Consider the following 16,141-nt stretch of genomic DNA (forward strand, 5'->3'; position numbering starts at 1 on the left):
TTATTTCCCCCCTTCCGCTTCATAATGAACCCAAGAAGATGAAGATTTAAAAATTAATGCCGTGAATAGTCCTACGATCAAAAGCAATACCCAAGCCATAGCAGAAGCATAGCCCATATGGAAATGCGTAAATGCCGTTTCGTACAAATAGACAGCGTAAAACAAGGTACTATCCATCGGTCCTCCGCTGGTGATCAAGAAGCTTTGGGTAAACGTCATAAAGCCCCCAATCGTTTGCATGACTAAATTAAAAAAGATAATAGGCGTCAGCATCGGCAACGTAACCCGGAAAAAGCGCATAACAGCACCTGCCCCGTCCATTTTGGCAGCCTCATACAATTCAGTAGGAATTTGCTTAAGCCCCGCAAGAAAAATAAGCATCGGTGAGCCAAATTGCCAAACCACGAGCACAATCAAAGTCCAGATGGCAAAATCCGGGCTGGCGATCCAGCTCATCCCTTTGATCCCGAACAAGGCAAGAATCGAGTTAACAGCGCCCTTAGAGCCAAATATTTGCTTCCACATTACAGCCACCGCAACGCTCCCGCCAAGGATGGAAGGAATATAATACAGCGTGCGATAGACCGTGACGCCTTTGCGGTCTACATTAAAAATCATCGCTACCAATAATGCAAAAATCAGCTTAAGCGGCACCGAAACAAGCACAAACATCAAGGTTACCTTCAAGGCAGCCATAAAACGTTTGTCGCTGGTGAACATCTCGATATAATTATCGAACCCGACCCATTGAGGATCGGAGAGCATGTCATATTGGGTGAAGGAAAAATATAAGGAAGCTAGCATCGGACCGATAATAAATACTAAAAAACCAATCAACCATGGTGATATAAAGCCATAAGCAATTAAGGTTCTTTTCCATTCCCTCGCAGCCTGTAATTTATTGATGCTGATCGTATGGCGATCCGCTACTTCTGTCTGGCGCATCCTTGAATCGCCCCCTATATAAGATTTGCCGTCCGTTGCCGGACGGCTTTGGTGAAGGAATCCGCTATTTCTTAACGTTTTTGGCTAGAATCGATTCAGCATCCTTACGGAATTGCTTCGCCCCTTCTTCTGGCGTTAATTTGCCGAAGTTGATTTGCTCTTGGATTTTGCTGACCAAGGTACGGATTTCAGTATCACCCGCAGGGGATGGTGGATCGCTTTCACGGGCATATTTTTGCGCGATTTCAATATAAGAAAACATTTGCTTGGAGGTCTCAGGTACCTTGGCCGATACGGACTTGCGGATCTCTGAGGATACCGGAATGCCCCGCTCAGCAGCAAGAATGTCATTGCCTTCCACATCATTGGTGAAAAAGTCGATCAGCTTGGCTGCCGCTTCCTGGTTTTTGGAACCGCTGGTCACCGCGAATGACATCGCTGCTTTCAGGAAATGCCCTTCCTTGCCATTAGGCAGCGACGGATACACGGTCATCTTTAGAGGGCGCTTGGCTGCCGTAGATAAAGCAACAATCTGGTTGCTAAACACTGGCTGAATAGCCGCTTTTCCATTCACTAGCAACGAATTTTCAAGCTGCTTGAATTCGGATTGAACCTCCGGTGTAGGTGTCAAGCCTTCTTTCATCAGCTTTTGCCAGAAGGTGAAATAATCGACGAATACTTTATCATCCGTGTAACCCAGCTTTTTCCCGTCTGCCGAATAAAACATGGTGCCGCTTTGCCGGACGTAATGCTTTAATCCATCGTAGCCATTATCCAGCGTGATGCCGTAAAAATCGTTACCCAGCTTGGCTTTAATCGCCCGCAAGGCATTGGCCATATCATCGTAGGTATAACCCGGCTTTAGCTCCTCAACGCCCGCTTTGGCAAACAGGGCTGGATCGTATACCATCGTGGCGGAGTTCGTGCCCAGATTGATACCCCATAGCTTACCGTCTACTTTGTCGGGTAAATAGATGGCATCGACATTTTTTAAATTTATTGTTCCTTTTGTTACAAAAGGATTCAAATCTACCAGTAAATTCCGCGATACGTACTCGTTAATGATGCCCTCGTGGATTTGCATCACATCCGGCAAATTGCCGCCAGCGGCTTGTGTATTTACCTTATTCATATAGTCATCAAAACCGATGAACTCGGATTGGACTTCAATGTTGGGATTTTTTTTCATAAAAAGGTCAATCGTTTTTAATGTTTTATCGTTGCGGTCTTGGGAGCCCCACCAGGCAACACGAATTTTCGCCTTGGCTGCTGGATCGGCTTTGGCAGCGGTATCGGTCTTAGGGGCATCCGTTTTCGCAGCCTCGGTTTTCGGCGCCATCGCTCCAGTATTGCTTGGTTGCGCCGTGGAACAGCCTAAAACGCCTCCTGATAATACAGCCAATGACATCAATGTTACTAATTTACGTTTCATTTGGAAGCCTCCCTTTTCGTATACATCTTTAGATAACGCTTACAACTGAGTTGCTGGAAGTTTGAGGGGGAATAAGTTCGGTGGGCGGTGGATAAAGGCCACTGCGCGGTTGGGATATTCTTCCGATTGCTAATGTTAAAGGATTTTTTTGATTGTATAAGACATTGATAGGTAGAAATCCTTGAACAAAGGCACCGCTTCGCTATCTCCAGAACACCCCAACCACTCCGCTGTTACTTTTCGTACTTCCACTTAATTCAACTACTTTAACTGCCTCAACTACTTCAAACATAGACCCGACCCTGTGTAATCGCGGCTTCTCTGGTACAGGCCATGGCTTTCATCGCTTTAACGCCACAATGGCCATTCAGTTCAAATGGCTTTTGCTCATGCAAAGCATCCACGAAGGCTTGATGTACGTTCGGCAGCGCCCCTCCGCCTGACAATGTATGTGGAAAAGTCAATTCCGTAATTGAACCTGCTTGATACAAGAGTTTTCCTTCGGTGAAGTCCTTTTGCAGCTGGATCAACAAGTTTCCATTATCGAGTGTATACCGTGCCCAGCCTGCTGTTCCGTTGACCTCCAGCACATAAAGCGGCGTCATGGAGGTAGTGAACGAGCTGTAGGTGGTTTCCAAAACCGCTGTAACGCCCTCGGATAATCCATAAATGGCCGTGGTTACATCGTCGCCATTCATCGGAGCATAAAGCGTATTCGAGTAGGCCTGTACCCATTCGATATCGCTGTGCAGCCAAGCAAATAAATCGACCATATGGATACCAAGCAGGTCTAGAGCACCCGAGGCGTCGTCCATTCGCCAGTCACCCTTTTGCAGATTGAAGCCGTTGGATGAGATCATCTTCCCTCTAAGCGAAATCACGCCTCCGAAGGAGCCATCCTGGATCAATGTTCTTAGCAGCTGGAGCCCGGGATCGCCGCGGAAGCACATATAAATACCAAGCTGCTTGCCGGTTCGGGCCGCTACTTTCACCATTCGTTCGGCCGCCTCCAGGCTATCGGCCATAGGCTTTTGGCATAGCACATGCTTGCCGGCTTCAAGGCATTGTTGGGTTACTGGCCCATGGTAACGGTTCGGGATAGCAACATCCACCCAATCCACTTCAGGATCGGCTAATATCCTATTCATATCATCCGTCCAACAAGGAATGTTGTACTGCTCTGCTATGTTCCTCGCCGTTTCTACTTTAGTATCACAAACCCACTTTAAGCTGGAGCCTTGAAGCGCTTGGTGTGCTGGAATATGAAGCGCTTTCGCAATACCTCCGATGCCGATTAATGCCGCAGTGAGTGGCTTGCTCATCGTGTCCCCCTTCCCTGCATATGTAACTGTTACGCTTCCAACTTATGCAGCAATGCCCTCAAGCTGCGGGGCGATTTCTCGGATTGGTATACGTTCCAAACCTGGCTATCCATCCATATAGCGGCTTCAGGATCCTGGCTAATCTCATCGGTAATTATCGCTATTTGTATTTGCGAACCCCCCTTTACGAACCCGCTAACTGATAAATAAAGCTTAGCATAAAATAAAGGCTTAAACTTTCATTAATAACGTATATAATGTAGTTAAAGTACGGTGTTAAGGGGTGGCAGGATGGCCGTTATTGAACATTTGGATTTAACAGATAACCATTTTTTACTTAAATTCCGTTCCGAGGTACAAATCACCAATAACTTCCATGGTCATAAAGGAATGGAGTTTATGTATATTTATCAAGGCAAGGGCAATTTGATGCTCGATAGCCGGATGCATGAGTTTAAAAGCGGCCATTTGATCTGCTTTCAGCCCTTCCAGCTCCATCGCATCCAGCAGGATATTACCACTGACTATATTCGCTCCTATGTCGTATTCGAGCCGTCGTTGTTCGATACTTATTTAGCACCGTTTCCTGTGCTGCGAAGCTTTTTCCATCATATGTGGAAGGACCAGCTTTCCAATCAAATATTTGCTTTGGATGAGGAGCATCCTTTGGTGCTTTTATACGAGGAGCTTCACGAGCGCTGCCAGAAGGTTCCCGCTGCTTCCTTGGCCGAGGAATATGGCTTGTTTTTCGTCCGCTTTCTTTGCCATCTTCGCCCTATTTGGTCTGAGTATGACACCATCGATTGTACCTCTATCCGTTCGTTGAACCATGCGGAGCATATTATGGACTGGGTCGAGAAGCATTACCAGGAGCCGTTTTCCATCCATGAGCTAGCCAAACAGCTGCATCTGTCACCTAAGCACATTTCGTCCTTGTTTAAACAAAAAACAGGTGGAACCATTACTGATTACCTGATGGCCAAACGACTCAACCAAGCCTGCTTGCTGCTAAAGACCTCGTCCAAGCCGATTGGCGAGCTCTGCTTCGAATGCGGTTTCACGAACTTGTCATATTTTTGCCAATTTTTCAAAAAAAAGATGAGCATTACCCCTTACCAATACAGAAAGCAATTTTTGGAATTATAAGCTTGGAAGCAAGACAAACCTTATTTCTTAAATTGGTTACGCTGGTCTCTCGGTGAGATGCCCCTGTATTGCTTAAATTGTTTATTAAAATAGCTTAACGAATGGAAGCCACATTCAAAAGCGATATCGGTAATCGATTTGGTCGTATGGTCCAATAAATATACAGCAGCCTGTAGCCGCAGACGGCTAATAAACTCATTGGGTGTTAGGCTGGTGATCGCTTTGAATTTTTTAAAAAAGAGCGTTTTGCGTAGGTTGGACATGACAATCATTTGGTTGATATCAATATCCTCCGAGAACCGGGAAAGCATATATTGAATCACCTCGATAATGCCTTGGTCGGTTTTGTTCTGGGATAAGACATCTTGCTGGACGGTCTCATAATATCTGAAGATCGTCACCAAAATATCGATAAAATGCAGATACTGCTTCGCCCTCCAGCCTGGAAGCTGCTGCTCCCCTTCTGCTATCGCTTGCTTGGTCGCCTCTTGTATCGCTTGGGCATAGGAGCTGTCCGCGGGAATTAAGGGCGAGAACTTATCTGCGGCGTAAAAAGGGGTCAACAGCTTATAACCCTCAGGAATGGAGCGAACAATCGAGGGTGCAAAAAGAATCATCGTCCATTCGACCGGCTTATCACTGTCCTCTGCAAGGTTCCAATGCGGCTCGAAGGGACGAAACACGTACACATCGCCAGGCTTGCCGTGATAATCACGGTCGCATAGCTGATATTTGACATTATTCTTTAGAACTACACTTATTTCCAGCGCAGCGTGAACATGCATTTCATGCTCCGTCAGCGTCCCTATTTTTTTGACGAAATTCAGCTCATTATCCAAACGGATATCATCGTAAAACATAGTTCCCTCCCATCTTAAGCCAAGCCTAAACAAAAAATACGCTATTATCGCCTACCCGCTAACAGCAAAAAAGCATCGCCGGGTTCGACGATGCCAGTATAGCAGACATTTATTCTTTTTTACAATGGCACTATTTTTTGTAGGGGCTTAGGTCTTCCCGATCATCAAGCAGCTTACCTGTCTCCGCATAACGGCAAACCGAGGAGGCTACCTGGAAGGCATAGGCTCTTCTTGGCATATCCGTATGATTGGTTTTGCTGTGATGCAGCGTTTCCCGATGGAAAATAACCGCATCGCCAGGCGCCATTGGCTTGCAAGGGGCACCATTCTCAGGATCAGCCGCACGGCGATGGTTTTCCCCGGCTTCGTTCAAATTCGCTTGGCGTCCCAAACGGTGGGATCTTGGCGCCAGCCACAAGCCAGCATTTTCTTGGGTGATAGTATCCAAGGCTACAAAGCCATTAAGCATATGCCCTAGAATATGCGTATACATATTATCTTGATGCCAGGCCAGGCCTTCACCACGAGGCGGCACAACCGCATACATGCCCATCCATAGCTTTACATCATTGCCCAGAATTTGCTCGAAGGCTTTGATAAGTGTTGTGTTGGTCAGGAAATTAGCGGTTTCCGGGAACTGCTCTTGGCTTTTGGCAATACTTATCGTAGGGTTGGACTTCCACTTTCCATCGCTCGACTGCTGGTTGGCAAACTGGAGATTTTCTTGGTTAATTTTATCTACAGTTTCCTGTGTGAGAAAGCCTGGTGCGTAAAAAAAGCCTTCGCGGTAAAATTCTTCGACCATTTCCTGGGTTAAGACGAAATTAGAAGCGTTTGCAGTTATCATGGGTTAAACCCTCCTTGGTTGGTTTGTAAATTCGGACTGGTACAACAATTTGAGTTGGTATATACATAATGTAATGGAAAACGCGTTGCTTGACTGCTCGGATGCCATCAATTATTTGTACTTTTGTTCAGGCCATACGGACATATTCATTGGGCTTCCAGCGTGAATGCGCGGAAACAGGCACTTGCCCATCTCTCGGCTGCAAGGCTGTCCACATCTCAGAGCCATCTTCAGCAGAGCGTACAATGTCTGCCCATAAAGCTTCAATAGCCCCGTAGGACAGCAGCTCCACGCCACTATTCACGTTCGATTGACCGATTAATTGAGCAACGATCCCGGTTAAAGCGGCCTCACATGCTTGGCTGATCTGCTCTCCGTAAAGCCTCGATGCTTGATCAGCATCATGTCCAGCCGCCAAACGGCCACCTGAGCCAGCCATATCCTCCAAGGGTTTTCTCGTAGGGTCAACCAGATCGGGACGAATAAACATCAGCATCGAAATTTCATATTTCCCCGCATGGTCGCCGGCATAAGTTCCTTCTACCAGATCAAAATCCGTTCCATACCAGACGTTCATGCCAAAACGTTCCGTGAACATCCGAGAAATTTTACGGAGATCATGAATATGGGCTCCGCCATGGCCTGATAAAATTAAGGCCGACTGGAAGCCTGCGTTATAAAACGAACGGAGCTGGTAAAGAAAAAAATGATAAAACATATAGGGTGGAACCGACGACATATATGGATTATTTTCTCCTACCATGTCCTCCAAGAATTTGGCAGATGGACCCGATTCGTGCACATGGTAGGCCATGCTGGGGGCAACAATCCCCCCTGCCTGACGGGCAACACGTGTGCATAAATATTCAGCTTTGAACGTATCCAAGCCAAAAGCACTAATTTGCCCGTGCGGCTCGCATAGACCGAGCGGCATATATACCAATGGGCATTGCTGCTGCCTCACTATAAATTCCGCTGGATAAAGCTCAGCCCATAGCACTTTTGGTGTGGCTACTGATGTGTCAGATGGCTCGATGAAGTCAGATGCACGGGATGATAAAGAGGCGTCACTCATAAATGTCTCCTCGCATGGTAAAAGTGCCTGATCCAACGTTCACGTATTTTAATCAGCTCAAACACATCATCAGGCAAAGGTTCCTTTCCTGCTGCGGCGATATTCTCTGCTGCATATTCCAGTACCTGCATGGACGATATCGCCACGGTAACGCCAGGGTGCTGCAGCACGAATTTAATTGCCAATTCGGTTAATGAGCTGGCATAAACAGGTACATATTGTCGCAGACGCTCGATTTTATCCAAGTACACCTGTCTCGGCTGGCAGTCAAAATAGTTATAGCGATAATCCGCTTCACCAATAACCGTGTCCTCTTTTAAAAATCCGGTCAAGCCCCCTTCGTCCAAAATAACCCTGGCAATGACTGCGACATTGTTTTCCTGGCAGATCGGCACCAGACAATCCAATGCAACCGAGTCAAATATATTAATAATGGTTTGGACGGAGTCAATCACACCTGCTCTCACTAGCGAGATCGCATGGTCATGGCGGTGATCCGGCAGCGAGACGCCGATAAAATTCACCTTGCCTTCTTCCTTCAGCCTTAGCAGCTCCTCCATCCAATAGTCGACGGAGTCCCAATGCGGCCAATATTGGTGAAGCTGAATCAGGTCAATGACCTCGATATCCATTTCTCGAAGCGACTGCTCCACGCTTGCGCGGATCGAGCCTTGCGGGTAGGCATGCTGCACATCCATTGGAAAATGAAAGCCTGCACCAGGCAATGCATGGGGGATGGAAGATGCAGCCGCTTTCGTTGCGATGAATGGCTTGGCACCGCTCCATTCTTTAAGCGCCTTGCCAATAATCTCCTCTGACCTTCCGTACACTCTCGCTGTATCGATAAAATTGATGCCGTTCTCCAACGCATATAGGATAGAACGGATCATGGCCGCATCATCTTGCTTGCCGAACATACCTGTTAACCCCATAGCTCCGAAACCTAGCCTGCTGATGGTTTCGCTGGAACGGGCGAATGTGGAACGTTGCATAGTCATCTATCCTCTCTATTGCTTTTTCAACTACTACTGTTGTACCACGGAAGGGAGCTGAAAACTTCATCAAACCCCTATCAGAAGTTGTACATTTGTCCACCATGTAAGCGTTGAACAAAATTACAACTTTTGAGTACTTTTTCAAGTGGTTATATAGCAAAGATTGCCTTATAGTTATAGATGATCATTCAAAAAGGTGGGGCAAAGATGAATACGAAACCAACCAACATTGAACTTAGGATTTATGCGGAGCGTAATGGCCAGCAAGGATTTGATATAACCAAAACCGTAGATTTGTTCCGGCGCTTTGCCTTTATTGAGCACAGCTGTGTGAGAGCGCTTGCAGGCTGGTTCTTAAAAGTACCCAAATGGGAAACTAAGCTAAAGCTGGGTTACCTGCTGTTCGGGCATGCGGAACGGGTTTATGACCTGCAAGGGCGCTTGGAGGAATTACGTGGCGGGCATCGTGAAGCGAATACCGAGCCAAGCCTTGCTGTGTGGGGAGAAGAGCTGGTGCACGCCCCCGATGAAGCCTGCTTCCTTAGCGGTTATAGCAAGACGGTGCAATGTCTTGCCGGCGTATACCGGGACTATCTGGAGGCAGCTGACCGTTCCGCCAATGCAATGGAAATTCGCATTCTGCGGCGGCATTTGGTTGAGATTGAGCGCGAGCTACAAGAGCTTAAGGAGCACAGGGTTGAGTATGACCCAGATGATGATGATCCCAATGCCGTAGCTTGGGTCGACTATTTGGCAAGCCTGCTTGCCAAATCCGGCGGCATGGAAGGCATGAAGCCTCGTGTGGATAACCCTGCTCCGCGTCCGGATCAAGCCCATTTCGCATGGCCCATGACCATCCAATTCGATGAACGGATCGAAACCCTTGATCTGGGCAGCTACGAATCGAAGCTGAAGATGCCCTTGCCGGATCGAAGAATTGGTGAATTCGAGGTGTATTTTAATGAGTTCTACGCGGCCGCCCTGCTAGCCACGATTATATATGATTCGTGGAAGGTGCAGGCACCACGCCAATTTTTTCTCGACATTGCCCACCATTTCTGGGATGAGGTTCGCCACGCCGAGTTTGGTGCCCTTCGCCTTCGCGAGGCAGGCGTGGAGCCTACCAAGGTCAACATGGTGCTCTTCGACCAGTCGCGCAACATGCCTTTTCTGCACCGCATTTGTTATTTGGCACTGGATTTAGAGATTTACTTCATGCCTCGGAAGCGCGGACGTGTCCGTTATTACGAGCAGGAGGGCGATGGACGCTCCCAGCTGTTTGCCGATGTGGATTGGTCTGATGAGATGAATCATGTGCGATATGGCAAGCAATGGGTCGATTATTTCCTTCGTGACGACGCCCGCACCGTAGAGGAGCTACATGAGGAAATCGCCGGGGAGCTGAAAACTTCATCAAACCCCTATCAGAAGTTGTACATTTGTCCACCATGTAAGCGTTGAACAAAATTACAACTTTTGAGTACTTTTTCAAGTGGTTATATAGCAAAGATTGCCTTATAGTTATAGATGATCATTCAAAAAGGTGGGGCAAAGATGAATACGAAACCAACCAACATTGAACTTAGGATTTATGCGGAGCGTAATGGCCAGCAAGGATTTGATATAACCAAAACCGTAGATTTGTTCCGGCGCTTTGCCTTTATTGAGCACAGCTGTGTGAGAGCGCTTGCAGGCTGGTTCTTAAAAGTACCCAAATGGGAAACTAAGCTAAAGCTGGGTTACCTGCTGTTCGGGCATGCGGAACGGGTTTATGACCTGCAAGGGCGCTTGGAGGAATTACGTGGCGGGCATCGTGAAGCGAATACCGAGCCAAGCCTTGCTGTGTGGGGAGAAGAGCTGGTGCACGCCCCCGATGAAGCCTGCTTCCTAAGCGGTTATAGCAAGACGGTGCAATGTCTTGCCGGCGTATACCGGGACTATCTGGAGGCAGCTGACCGTTCGGCCAATGCAATGGAAATTCGCATTCTGCGGCGGCATTTGGTTGAGATTGAGCGCGAGCTACAAGAGCTTAAGGAGCACAGGGTTGAGTATGACCCAGATGATGATGATCCCAATGCCGTAGCTTGGGTCGACTATTTGGCAAGCCTGCTTGCCAAATCCGGCGGCATGGAAGGCATGAAGCCTCGTGTGGATAACCCTGCTCCGCGTCCGGATCAAGCCCATTTCGCATGGCCCATGACCATCCAATTCGATGAACGGATCGAAACCCTTGATCTGGGCAGCTACGAATCGAAGCTGAAGATGCCCTTGCCGGATCGAAGAATTGGTGAATTCGAGGTGTATTTTAATGAGTTCTACGCGGCCGCCCTGCTAGCCACGATTATATATGATTCGTGGAAGGTGCAGGCACCACGCCAATTTTTTCTCGACATTGCCCATCATTTCTGGGATGAGGTTCGCCACGCCGAGTTTGGTGCCCTTCGCCTTCGCGAGGCAGGCGTGGAGCCTACCAAGGTCAACATGGTGCTCTTCGACCAGTCGCGCAACATGCCTTTTCTGCACCGCATTTGTTATTTGGCACTGGATTTAGAGATTTACTTCATGCCTCGGAAGCGCGGACGTGTCCGTTATTATGAGCAGGAGGGCGATGGACGCTCCCAGCTGTTTGCCGATGTGGATTGGTCTGATGAGATGAATCATGTGCGATATGGCAAGCAATGGGTCGATTATTTCCTTCGTGACGACGCCCGCACCGTCGAGGAGCTACATGAGGAAATCGCCGTTTACCTCAAGGCATATAAAGATCAGCTATCTGGCGGACCGATGGTTCCGTGGTAACCCCCTTCTATAAGCACAGCAAACGAACTGGCATATAAAAAGTGCGCCCTTGGAGCCATAAGAAAAACCCGGCCGAAGGCCAGGTCCTTGTCTAAACTCATACATGTGTGCGTTGGTGAGGACATGGGTATGGGGTTCCGGTCGCTGTTGAAGTTCATGTTCCTTGAATTTTCGGCTTCCAGCGGTTGGAACACGAACTTCAAAGGCGAACGCTATCGCTCCTCCACCCCATACCCATGTCCTCTTTCATTCTTTTTGAGTTGCCTCCTCCGCAACCCCTACAGGTGAATTGTGGAGGCACTGTAGGATCTCCGCCATCCATCGTAGTCTGGCAGAGCCAGAACAGCTTGAATTATTTCCTGATGGTCAGTCATGACGGACTGTAAAGCGGATATCCCAAAAAGAAGACCCGAACAATTGTAGCGCTGGCAGCGCAGGTCGTGCTGCGCTGGCTTGTTCAGCGCGAAGTCGTTGTTATTCCGAAATCGGTGCGCAAAGAGCGGCTCGTCGAGAACTTCGATATTTTCGATTTTGAGCTGAGCGCGGAAGATATCGCACGGATTTCAACCCTCGATACGCGGGAAAGACTTTTCTTATCGTACCACGACCCAGAAATCGCCAAGATGCTGGGCGGCTTGAGAGTCGATCTGTAACCTTTGATCGAACCATAAATTCATCACGCGATCATCCTACACGAGCTGAAAGTCGATAAATATGAGAATATTGATAACTTCAATGCATCTTTGTTTATGATAAATCGAGGAAATGCTCATGTAGAATTTATGAAGTAAATCCGTTTTGAAAATCAGGAGTTTAACAATCTAGTCATCCAATAAGATGACCTTCTCCCTCATGAATTTGAAATATAAACGAATAGGGATCCCAATAAGGATCCCTATTCGTTCATAAAAGGAGTTTTTTGATGAAAAAGAAAATATTATGGTTAGTCATTTTTATTATATTGACTGCGTGTAGTAATGGAATTAAGGATGAACTTACCCAACAGAAACCGGAAATAATTTTCAAAGAAACAAACCTTCCAGCAGGCAGTATGGTTTTAGATTATCCCAATGCCATGCAAAGAGAATATAAATTCCCTCAAAAACTGGTTATTGTGCATTGGTGTGGGCAGGAGTATGCGGTTCCAGCTGTTGTTACTTCAGCTTAAACAGCTTCTTGGCATTTTCGTAATAGATTTTCCGCTTCTTTTCCAAAGGTAGCTGCTGAAGAATCCGGTTGGGATCATCGAAATCCCAGTGTGGATAATCGCTTGAAAACAACAGCATATTTTCTGCATCGAACATTTCGAACATCATTAATAAATGCTTCGGATTATCCGGCTCTTCTATGGGCTGAGTGGTCATAAAGCAGTGATCACGCACATATTCACTTGGCATCCGCTTAAGCCATGGGGTAGAAGCGCGCAGCGCTTTAAAGTTTTTATCCAATCGCCATAATAAAGGGGGCAGCCAGTTGACACCGCCTTCGCAGAACACAACCTTTAGGCTCGGATATTTCTCAAACACACCTTCACACACGAAGCTGACCAAATGAGCCATATACGTTTGCGGCAGGCAAGTATGCCATTGCAAGTAATTACTTACATACCCAACTGCTGTAGGAGCATTGAAGATGCCTCCCCCTTCTGCTCCCGGATGAATAACGAGGGGCAGATCATTTCTAACACACGCTTCATAAATCGGGTGAAATAAGCGCTGGCCATACGGCGCCCGTGAGCCACCAACTACCACAACACCGACAACATCCGGATGGGAACCGACCCGGTCAATTTCCCGGGCCGCCTCCAGAGGGTCTTGAGTAGCGATACAAATATACCCTTTATAATGATCGCTTTTCGAAAGCCATTCTTCGATGAAGAAATCATTATATCCACTGCATATTGCTGCAGCATAATCTGCATCCGCAAATCCGGATATGCTAATCATCGAATCGGAGTTCAACAGTGCATATTCTATATGGTAAGGTTTCACCAAGTGTTCGATCATGTAGTCGGGATCGGCACCAACTGGAAGCCCGCTAGGCGGGTCGGCATCCTTGCGTTTATTGCCAATCGGAGATGCATAGGGCAGCCCTCCTCCATGCCAACCGAATTTCTGCACATGGCTTCTCCAAGGCTCCTTCAAATAGGGAACAAGGTCTTGGTTACTACGGAACTGATTGTGTACATCGCAATCAATCACCTTCAAAATTTCTTTACCGGGATTCATAGATTTAATCAACCTCTCTTCCGGGTCAAGGAGCCTTGCCGGTTATTTTTTCTTCGTATACCATTCATTCATCGCATCAATAGCTGCTTTGCCGCCTTTAGCATTGTATTCTTGTACGAACTTATCAAATTCATCCAAGCTCCGTTTGCCCATAATAAATTTCAATGAGTTTTCTTCGCCGAAGTTTCGCAATTCAGTAGATTTGGAATCAAATGCTTCTACAGAAGGTGAGAACACCGTTTCTTCACGGTTCCGCTTGAATGGAATAAGGGGTTCATAGAAAGGCAAGAAGCCTTTCGCTCCCAATCTGGCAAAGAAGCTTGGATCGGTATCCCCAAAGAAATACAGTGTGCGCCAATTAATCGCATTACTTTGTTCAGCTGTCTGTACAGGTTTGCCGTTTTCCATTTTAAAGTCTTGACCTTCAATTCCGTAGGTCAACAATTGATCGCCTTCCGGCCCGATAACATAATTCAAATATTCAGCTGCTCCTTGTTTGTTTTTCGCTTGCTTAGGAATAACCCAGTAGGAGCCGCCTACAACTGCTTCCTCAGGAACCCCGGATTGACCATCTTTACCTGTTATAGGAGTAATATACTTCACGGTTCCGCTAGTCTTTTTATCTTTCATCGACTTGTCAATCGTAAATGCATCTGCCCAATAGCTCGTACTGAATACCGATGTACCATTGATCATCCTGTCCTTCACGTCTTTATTAATCGAGAACTCCTGGTCAATCAGTCCTTCACTGTACCACTTTTTCATTGTCGTTAAAAATTCTTTATATTCCGGCTGAAGCACGGAGAACTCCAGCTTGCCGTTCTTCACGACGGTCCTGGTGTCGACACCGTAGGCAGATGCAAACGGGAGGAATGAAGTGGTGAATGCTCCTGGGTTAGCGGCAGCCGCCGTCAAACCAGCGAGATTTTTCTTTTCCTTAATGGTTTTAAGCGTTGCATAAAAGTCGTCAACCGTTACCGGATCTTTCAGATCCAATTCCTTGGTAATATCGGACCGCATAAGAATACCAGCACCTACCTTCTGCGCCACGCGGTGTGGAATCCCGTATATTTTGCCGTCTAATCGGGTAGAATCCATAATTTCCGGCGTAAGGTATGCGTTTAAATTCGGGATACTGGACTTGATCAATTCATCCAGTGGTTCGAAGGCACCCTGCTGAGCCAGCTTGAAATAGTCGGACTTTCCAGTAATCCGCATCAGATCCGGAACATCCCCCGATGCTAATATAATGGAAACCTTCTGGCCCGGATTGTCCTTCGGCAGCGCCTCATATTTCGCATTTATTCCTGATTTTTCTTTAATTATATTGATCAACTTGTTGCTGTTCATATTGTCCGATCCTTGGAACTGCTCCAAGGATGCGTGATAGGACATCATGATGCTTACATCTTTATTTTTGTTCGCAGTTGTAGCCGACCCGCTTGGCTTCTCCGTTCCTGCATCGCTGCCGCACCCAGAAGCCACGATAACAAGTAAAGCGGACATACTGATTAACGCTGTTTTTTTATTATTCATTCTAAACCCTCCCTGTTTTAAAAAACATAAAATGTTTGAATATATATGAAGGCCGGGCAAAAGGATAAGCTGTCTATCCCTTCACCGCTCCCAGCATAATCCCTTTTACAAAATATTTCTGAATAAACGGATATACACACAAGATCGGAATGACCACGCATAATATGGCCGCCGCACGAATCGTTTCAGGTGTAATCTCTCTGAAAATATCATTGAGTGCTGTATCGGCTGTTTTCTCATCCGACACCAACTGCAGCAAGAACATTTGCAACGGCATCCAACGCCGTTCTGAAATATACATCATCGCCTGAAAGAAGCTGTTCCAGTATCCAACGGCATAAAACATCGATACCGTAGCCAAAGCAGGCTTGGATAATGGAAGATAGATCGAGTAAAGGATACGCCAGTTAGAAGCTCCATCTATTCGGGCCGACTCCTCTAACGATTCCGGTACACCCATAAAAAAGTTACGAATCAGAATCAAATTAAAGGGCGCTATGGCTCCAGGCAATATCAACGACCACAGCGAATTCATCAAGCCCATCTCTTTCACTACGAGATACGTTGGAATTAAACCCCCGCTGAAAAACATCGTAATGACGAACGTCAGCATTAAGACACGACCATAAGGTAGTATTTTTTTGGATAATGCATAAGCAGCCAATATCGTCAACGCCATACTGACCAATGTGCCAACAACCGTAATAAAAACCGAATTGGAAAAGGAGTAAAAAAACTGTTTATTCGTAAGCACGTACTCAAACGACATCGTGTTAAAGCCTCTAGGCCACAGAAGGATATCTTTCGCCAGCACATGTGCTTCGCTGCTGAGCGACTTGGCAGCTATATGAATAAACGGCAAGACCATGGATAATGAAACCAGTGACAGCAAGAAGACATTAAAATAATTAAATACAAATTCACCTTTACTTCGTATCAACGGGACCACCACCTTT

General features: G+C 46.8%; 14 protein-coding genes and 1 pseudogene. 5 read left to right on the plus strand and 10 right to left on the minus strand.

The features are described from left to right. The 3 genes from G9U52_RS03900 to G9U52_RS03910 form a co-directional block, all read right to left on the minus strand. Positions 1-945, minus strand: a complete 945-nt coding sequence (locus tag G9U52_RS03900) for a carbohydrate ABC transporter permease (protein WP_166146364.1) — start codon at positions 943-945, stop codon at positions 1-3. 64 nt (positions 946-1,009) lie between these two features. Beyond that, a complete protein-coding gene (locus tag G9U52_RS03905) occupies positions 1,010-2,377 on the minus strand; it encodes an ABC transporter substrate-binding protein (RefSeq protein ID WP_166146366.1) in 1,368 nt (455 codons plus the stop codon). Between the two features lie 284 nt (positions 2,378-2,661). Then, positions 2,662-3,699, minus strand: a complete 1,038-nt coding sequence (locus G9U52_RS03910) for a Gfo/Idh/MocA family protein (protein ID WP_166146368.1) — start codon at positions 3,697-3,699, stop codon at positions 2,662-2,664. 291 nt (positions 3,700-3,990) lie between these two features. Between G9U52_RS03910 and G9U52_RS03915 the strand changes: the two genes are divergently transcribed. Then, positions 3,991-4,845: an AraC family transcriptional regulator gene (locus G9U52_RS03915; RefSeq protein ID WP_166146370.1), complete on the plus strand. Its 855-nt coding sequence runs from the start codon at positions 3,991-3,993 to the stop codon at positions 4,843-4,845. A 20-nt stretch (positions 4,846-4,865) separates the two neighbouring features. Here the strand turns inward: G9U52_RS03915 and G9U52_RS03920 are convergent, their stop codons facing one another. The 4 genes from G9U52_RS03920 to G9U52_RS03935 form a co-directional block, all read right to left on the minus strand. Then, complete coding sequence (locus G9U52_RS03920; RefSeq protein WP_166146372.1) at positions 4,866-5,705, minus strand: AraC family transcriptional regulator; 840 nt, start codon at positions 5,703-5,705, stop codon at positions 4,866-4,868. 130 nt (positions 5,706-5,835) lie between these two features. Beyond that, a complete protein-coding gene (locus G9U52_RS03925; protein WP_166146374.1) occupies positions 5,836-6,552 on the minus strand; it encodes a phytanoyl-CoA dioxygenase family protein in 717 nt (238 codons plus the stop codon). A gap of 127 nt (positions 6,553-6,679) precedes the next feature. After that, positions 6,680-7,627 (minus strand): creatininase family protein, encoded by a 948-nt coding sequence (locus G9U52_RS03930; RefSeq protein WP_166146376.1) that lies wholly within the window; start codon positions 7,625-7,627, stop codon positions 6,680-6,682. Continuing rightward, positions 7,624-8,625 (minus strand): aldo/keto reductase, encoded by a 1,002-nt coding sequence (locus G9U52_RS03935; RefSeq protein WP_243767104.1) that lies wholly within the window; start codon positions 8,623-8,625, stop codon positions 7,624-7,626. Before G9U52_RS03935 ends, G9U52_RS03930 begins: the two co-directional genes overlap by 4 nt. 204 nt (positions 8,626-8,829) lie before the next feature. On the opposite strand from G9U52_RS03935, the gene G9U52_RS03940 reads away from it, so the two are divergent. The 4 genes and pseudogenes from G9U52_RS03940 to G9U52_RS03955 all read left to right on the plus strand — a co-directional run bounded on the left by G9U52_RS03940 (position 8,830) and on the right by G9U52_RS03955 (position 12,589). Next, entirely contained in the window at positions 8,830-10,083 is a 1,254-nt protein-coding gene (locus G9U52_RS03940; RefSeq protein ID WP_166146380.1) for a DUF455 family protein, read from the plus strand. Between the two features lie 93 nt (positions 10,084-10,176). Next, entirely contained in the window at positions 10,177-11,421 is a 1,245-nt protein-coding gene (locus G9U52_RS03945; RefSeq protein ID WP_166146382.1) for a DUF455 family protein, read from the plus strand. A gap of 431 nt (positions 11,422-11,852) precedes the next feature. Beyond that, positions 11,853-12,074: pseudogene (locus tag G9U52_RS03950) on the plus strand (aldo/keto reductase); the annotation flags it as partial. Positions 12,075-12,343: 269 nt separating this feature from the next. Beyond that, complete coding sequence (locus G9U52_RS03955) at positions 12,344-12,589, plus strand: hypothetical protein (RefSeq protein ID WP_166146384.1); 246 nt, start codon at positions 12,344-12,346, stop codon at positions 12,587-12,589. Here G9U52_RS03955 and G9U52_RS03960 read toward each other — a convergent pair. The 3 genes from G9U52_RS03960 to G9U52_RS03970 form a co-directional block, all read right to left on the minus strand. Next, positions 12,576-13,661: an amidohydrolase family protein gene (locus G9U52_RS03960; protein WP_311764799.1), complete on the minus strand. Its 1,086-nt coding sequence runs from the start codon at positions 13,659-13,661 to the stop codon at positions 12,576-12,578. The two genes, G9U52_RS03955 and G9U52_RS03960, sit on opposite strands and share 14 nt — an antisense overlap. A gap of 30 nt (positions 13,662-13,691) precedes the next feature. Further along, complete coding sequence (locus G9U52_RS03965; protein ID WP_166146388.1) at positions 13,692-15,185, minus strand: extracellular solute-binding protein; 1,494 nt, start codon at positions 15,183-15,185, stop codon at positions 13,692-13,694. 73 nt (positions 15,186-15,258) lie between these two features. After that, positions 15,259-16,125, minus strand: a complete 867-nt coding sequence (locus tag G9U52_RS03970) for a carbohydrate ABC transporter permease (RefSeq protein WP_243767105.1) — start codon at positions 16,123-16,125, stop codon at positions 15,259-15,261. Between the last annotated feature and the right edge of the window lie 16 nt (positions 16,126-16,141).

This window comes from Paenibacillus agricola, from assembly GCF_011440305.1.
Lineage (GTDB): Bacteria > Bacillota > Bacilli > Paenibacillales > NBRC-103111 > Paenibacillus_S > Paenibacillus_S agricola.

Excerpts from the sequence above, each read along its gene's own strand:
- G9U52_RS03900 (WP_166146364.1), bottom strand. The coding sequence starts at position 945 with ATGCGCCAGACAGAAGTAGCGGATCGCCATACGATCAGCATCAATAAA.
- G9U52_RS03905 (WP_166146366.1), bottom strand. The coding sequence starts at position 2,377 with ATGAAACGTAAATTAGTAACATTGATGTCATTGGCTGTATTATCAGGA.
- G9U52_RS03910 (WP_166146368.1), bottom strand. The coding sequence starts at position 3,699 with ATGAGCAAGCCACTCACTGCGGCATTAATCGGCATCGGAGGTATTGCG.
- G9U52_RS03915 (WP_166146370.1), top strand. The coding sequence starts at position 3,991 with ATGGCCGTTATTGAACATTTGGATTTAACAGATAACCATTTTTTACTT.
- G9U52_RS03920 (WP_166146372.1), bottom strand. The coding sequence starts at position 5,705 with ATGTTTTACGATGATATCCGTTTGGATAATGAGCTGAATTTCGTCAAA.
- G9U52_RS03925 (WP_166146374.1), bottom strand. The coding sequence starts at position 6,552 with ATGATAACTGCAAACGCTTCTAATTTCGTCTTAACCCAGGAAATGGTC.
- G9U52_RS03930 (WP_166146376.1), bottom strand. The coding sequence starts at position 7,627 with ATGAGTGACGCCTCTTTATCATCCCGTGCATCTGACTTCATCGAGCCA.
- G9U52_RS03935 (WP_243767104.1), bottom strand. The coding sequence starts at position 8,625 with ATGACTATGCAACGTTCCACATTCGCCCGTTCCAGCGAAACCATCAGC.
- G9U52_RS03940 (WP_166146380.1), top strand. The coding sequence starts at position 8,830 with ATGAATACGAAACCAACCAACATTGAACTTAGGATTTATGCGGAGCGT.
- G9U52_RS03945 (WP_166146382.1), top strand. The coding sequence starts at position 10,177 with ATGAATACGAAACCAACCAACATTGAACTTAGGATTTATGCGGAGCGT.
- G9U52_RS03955 (WP_166146384.1), top strand. The coding sequence starts at position 12,344 with ATGAAAAAGAAAATATTATGGTTAGTCATTTTTATTATATTGACTGCG.
- G9U52_RS03965 (WP_166146388.1), bottom strand. The coding sequence starts at position 15,185 with ATGAATAATAAAAAAACAGCGTTAATCAGTATGTCCGCTTTACTTGTT.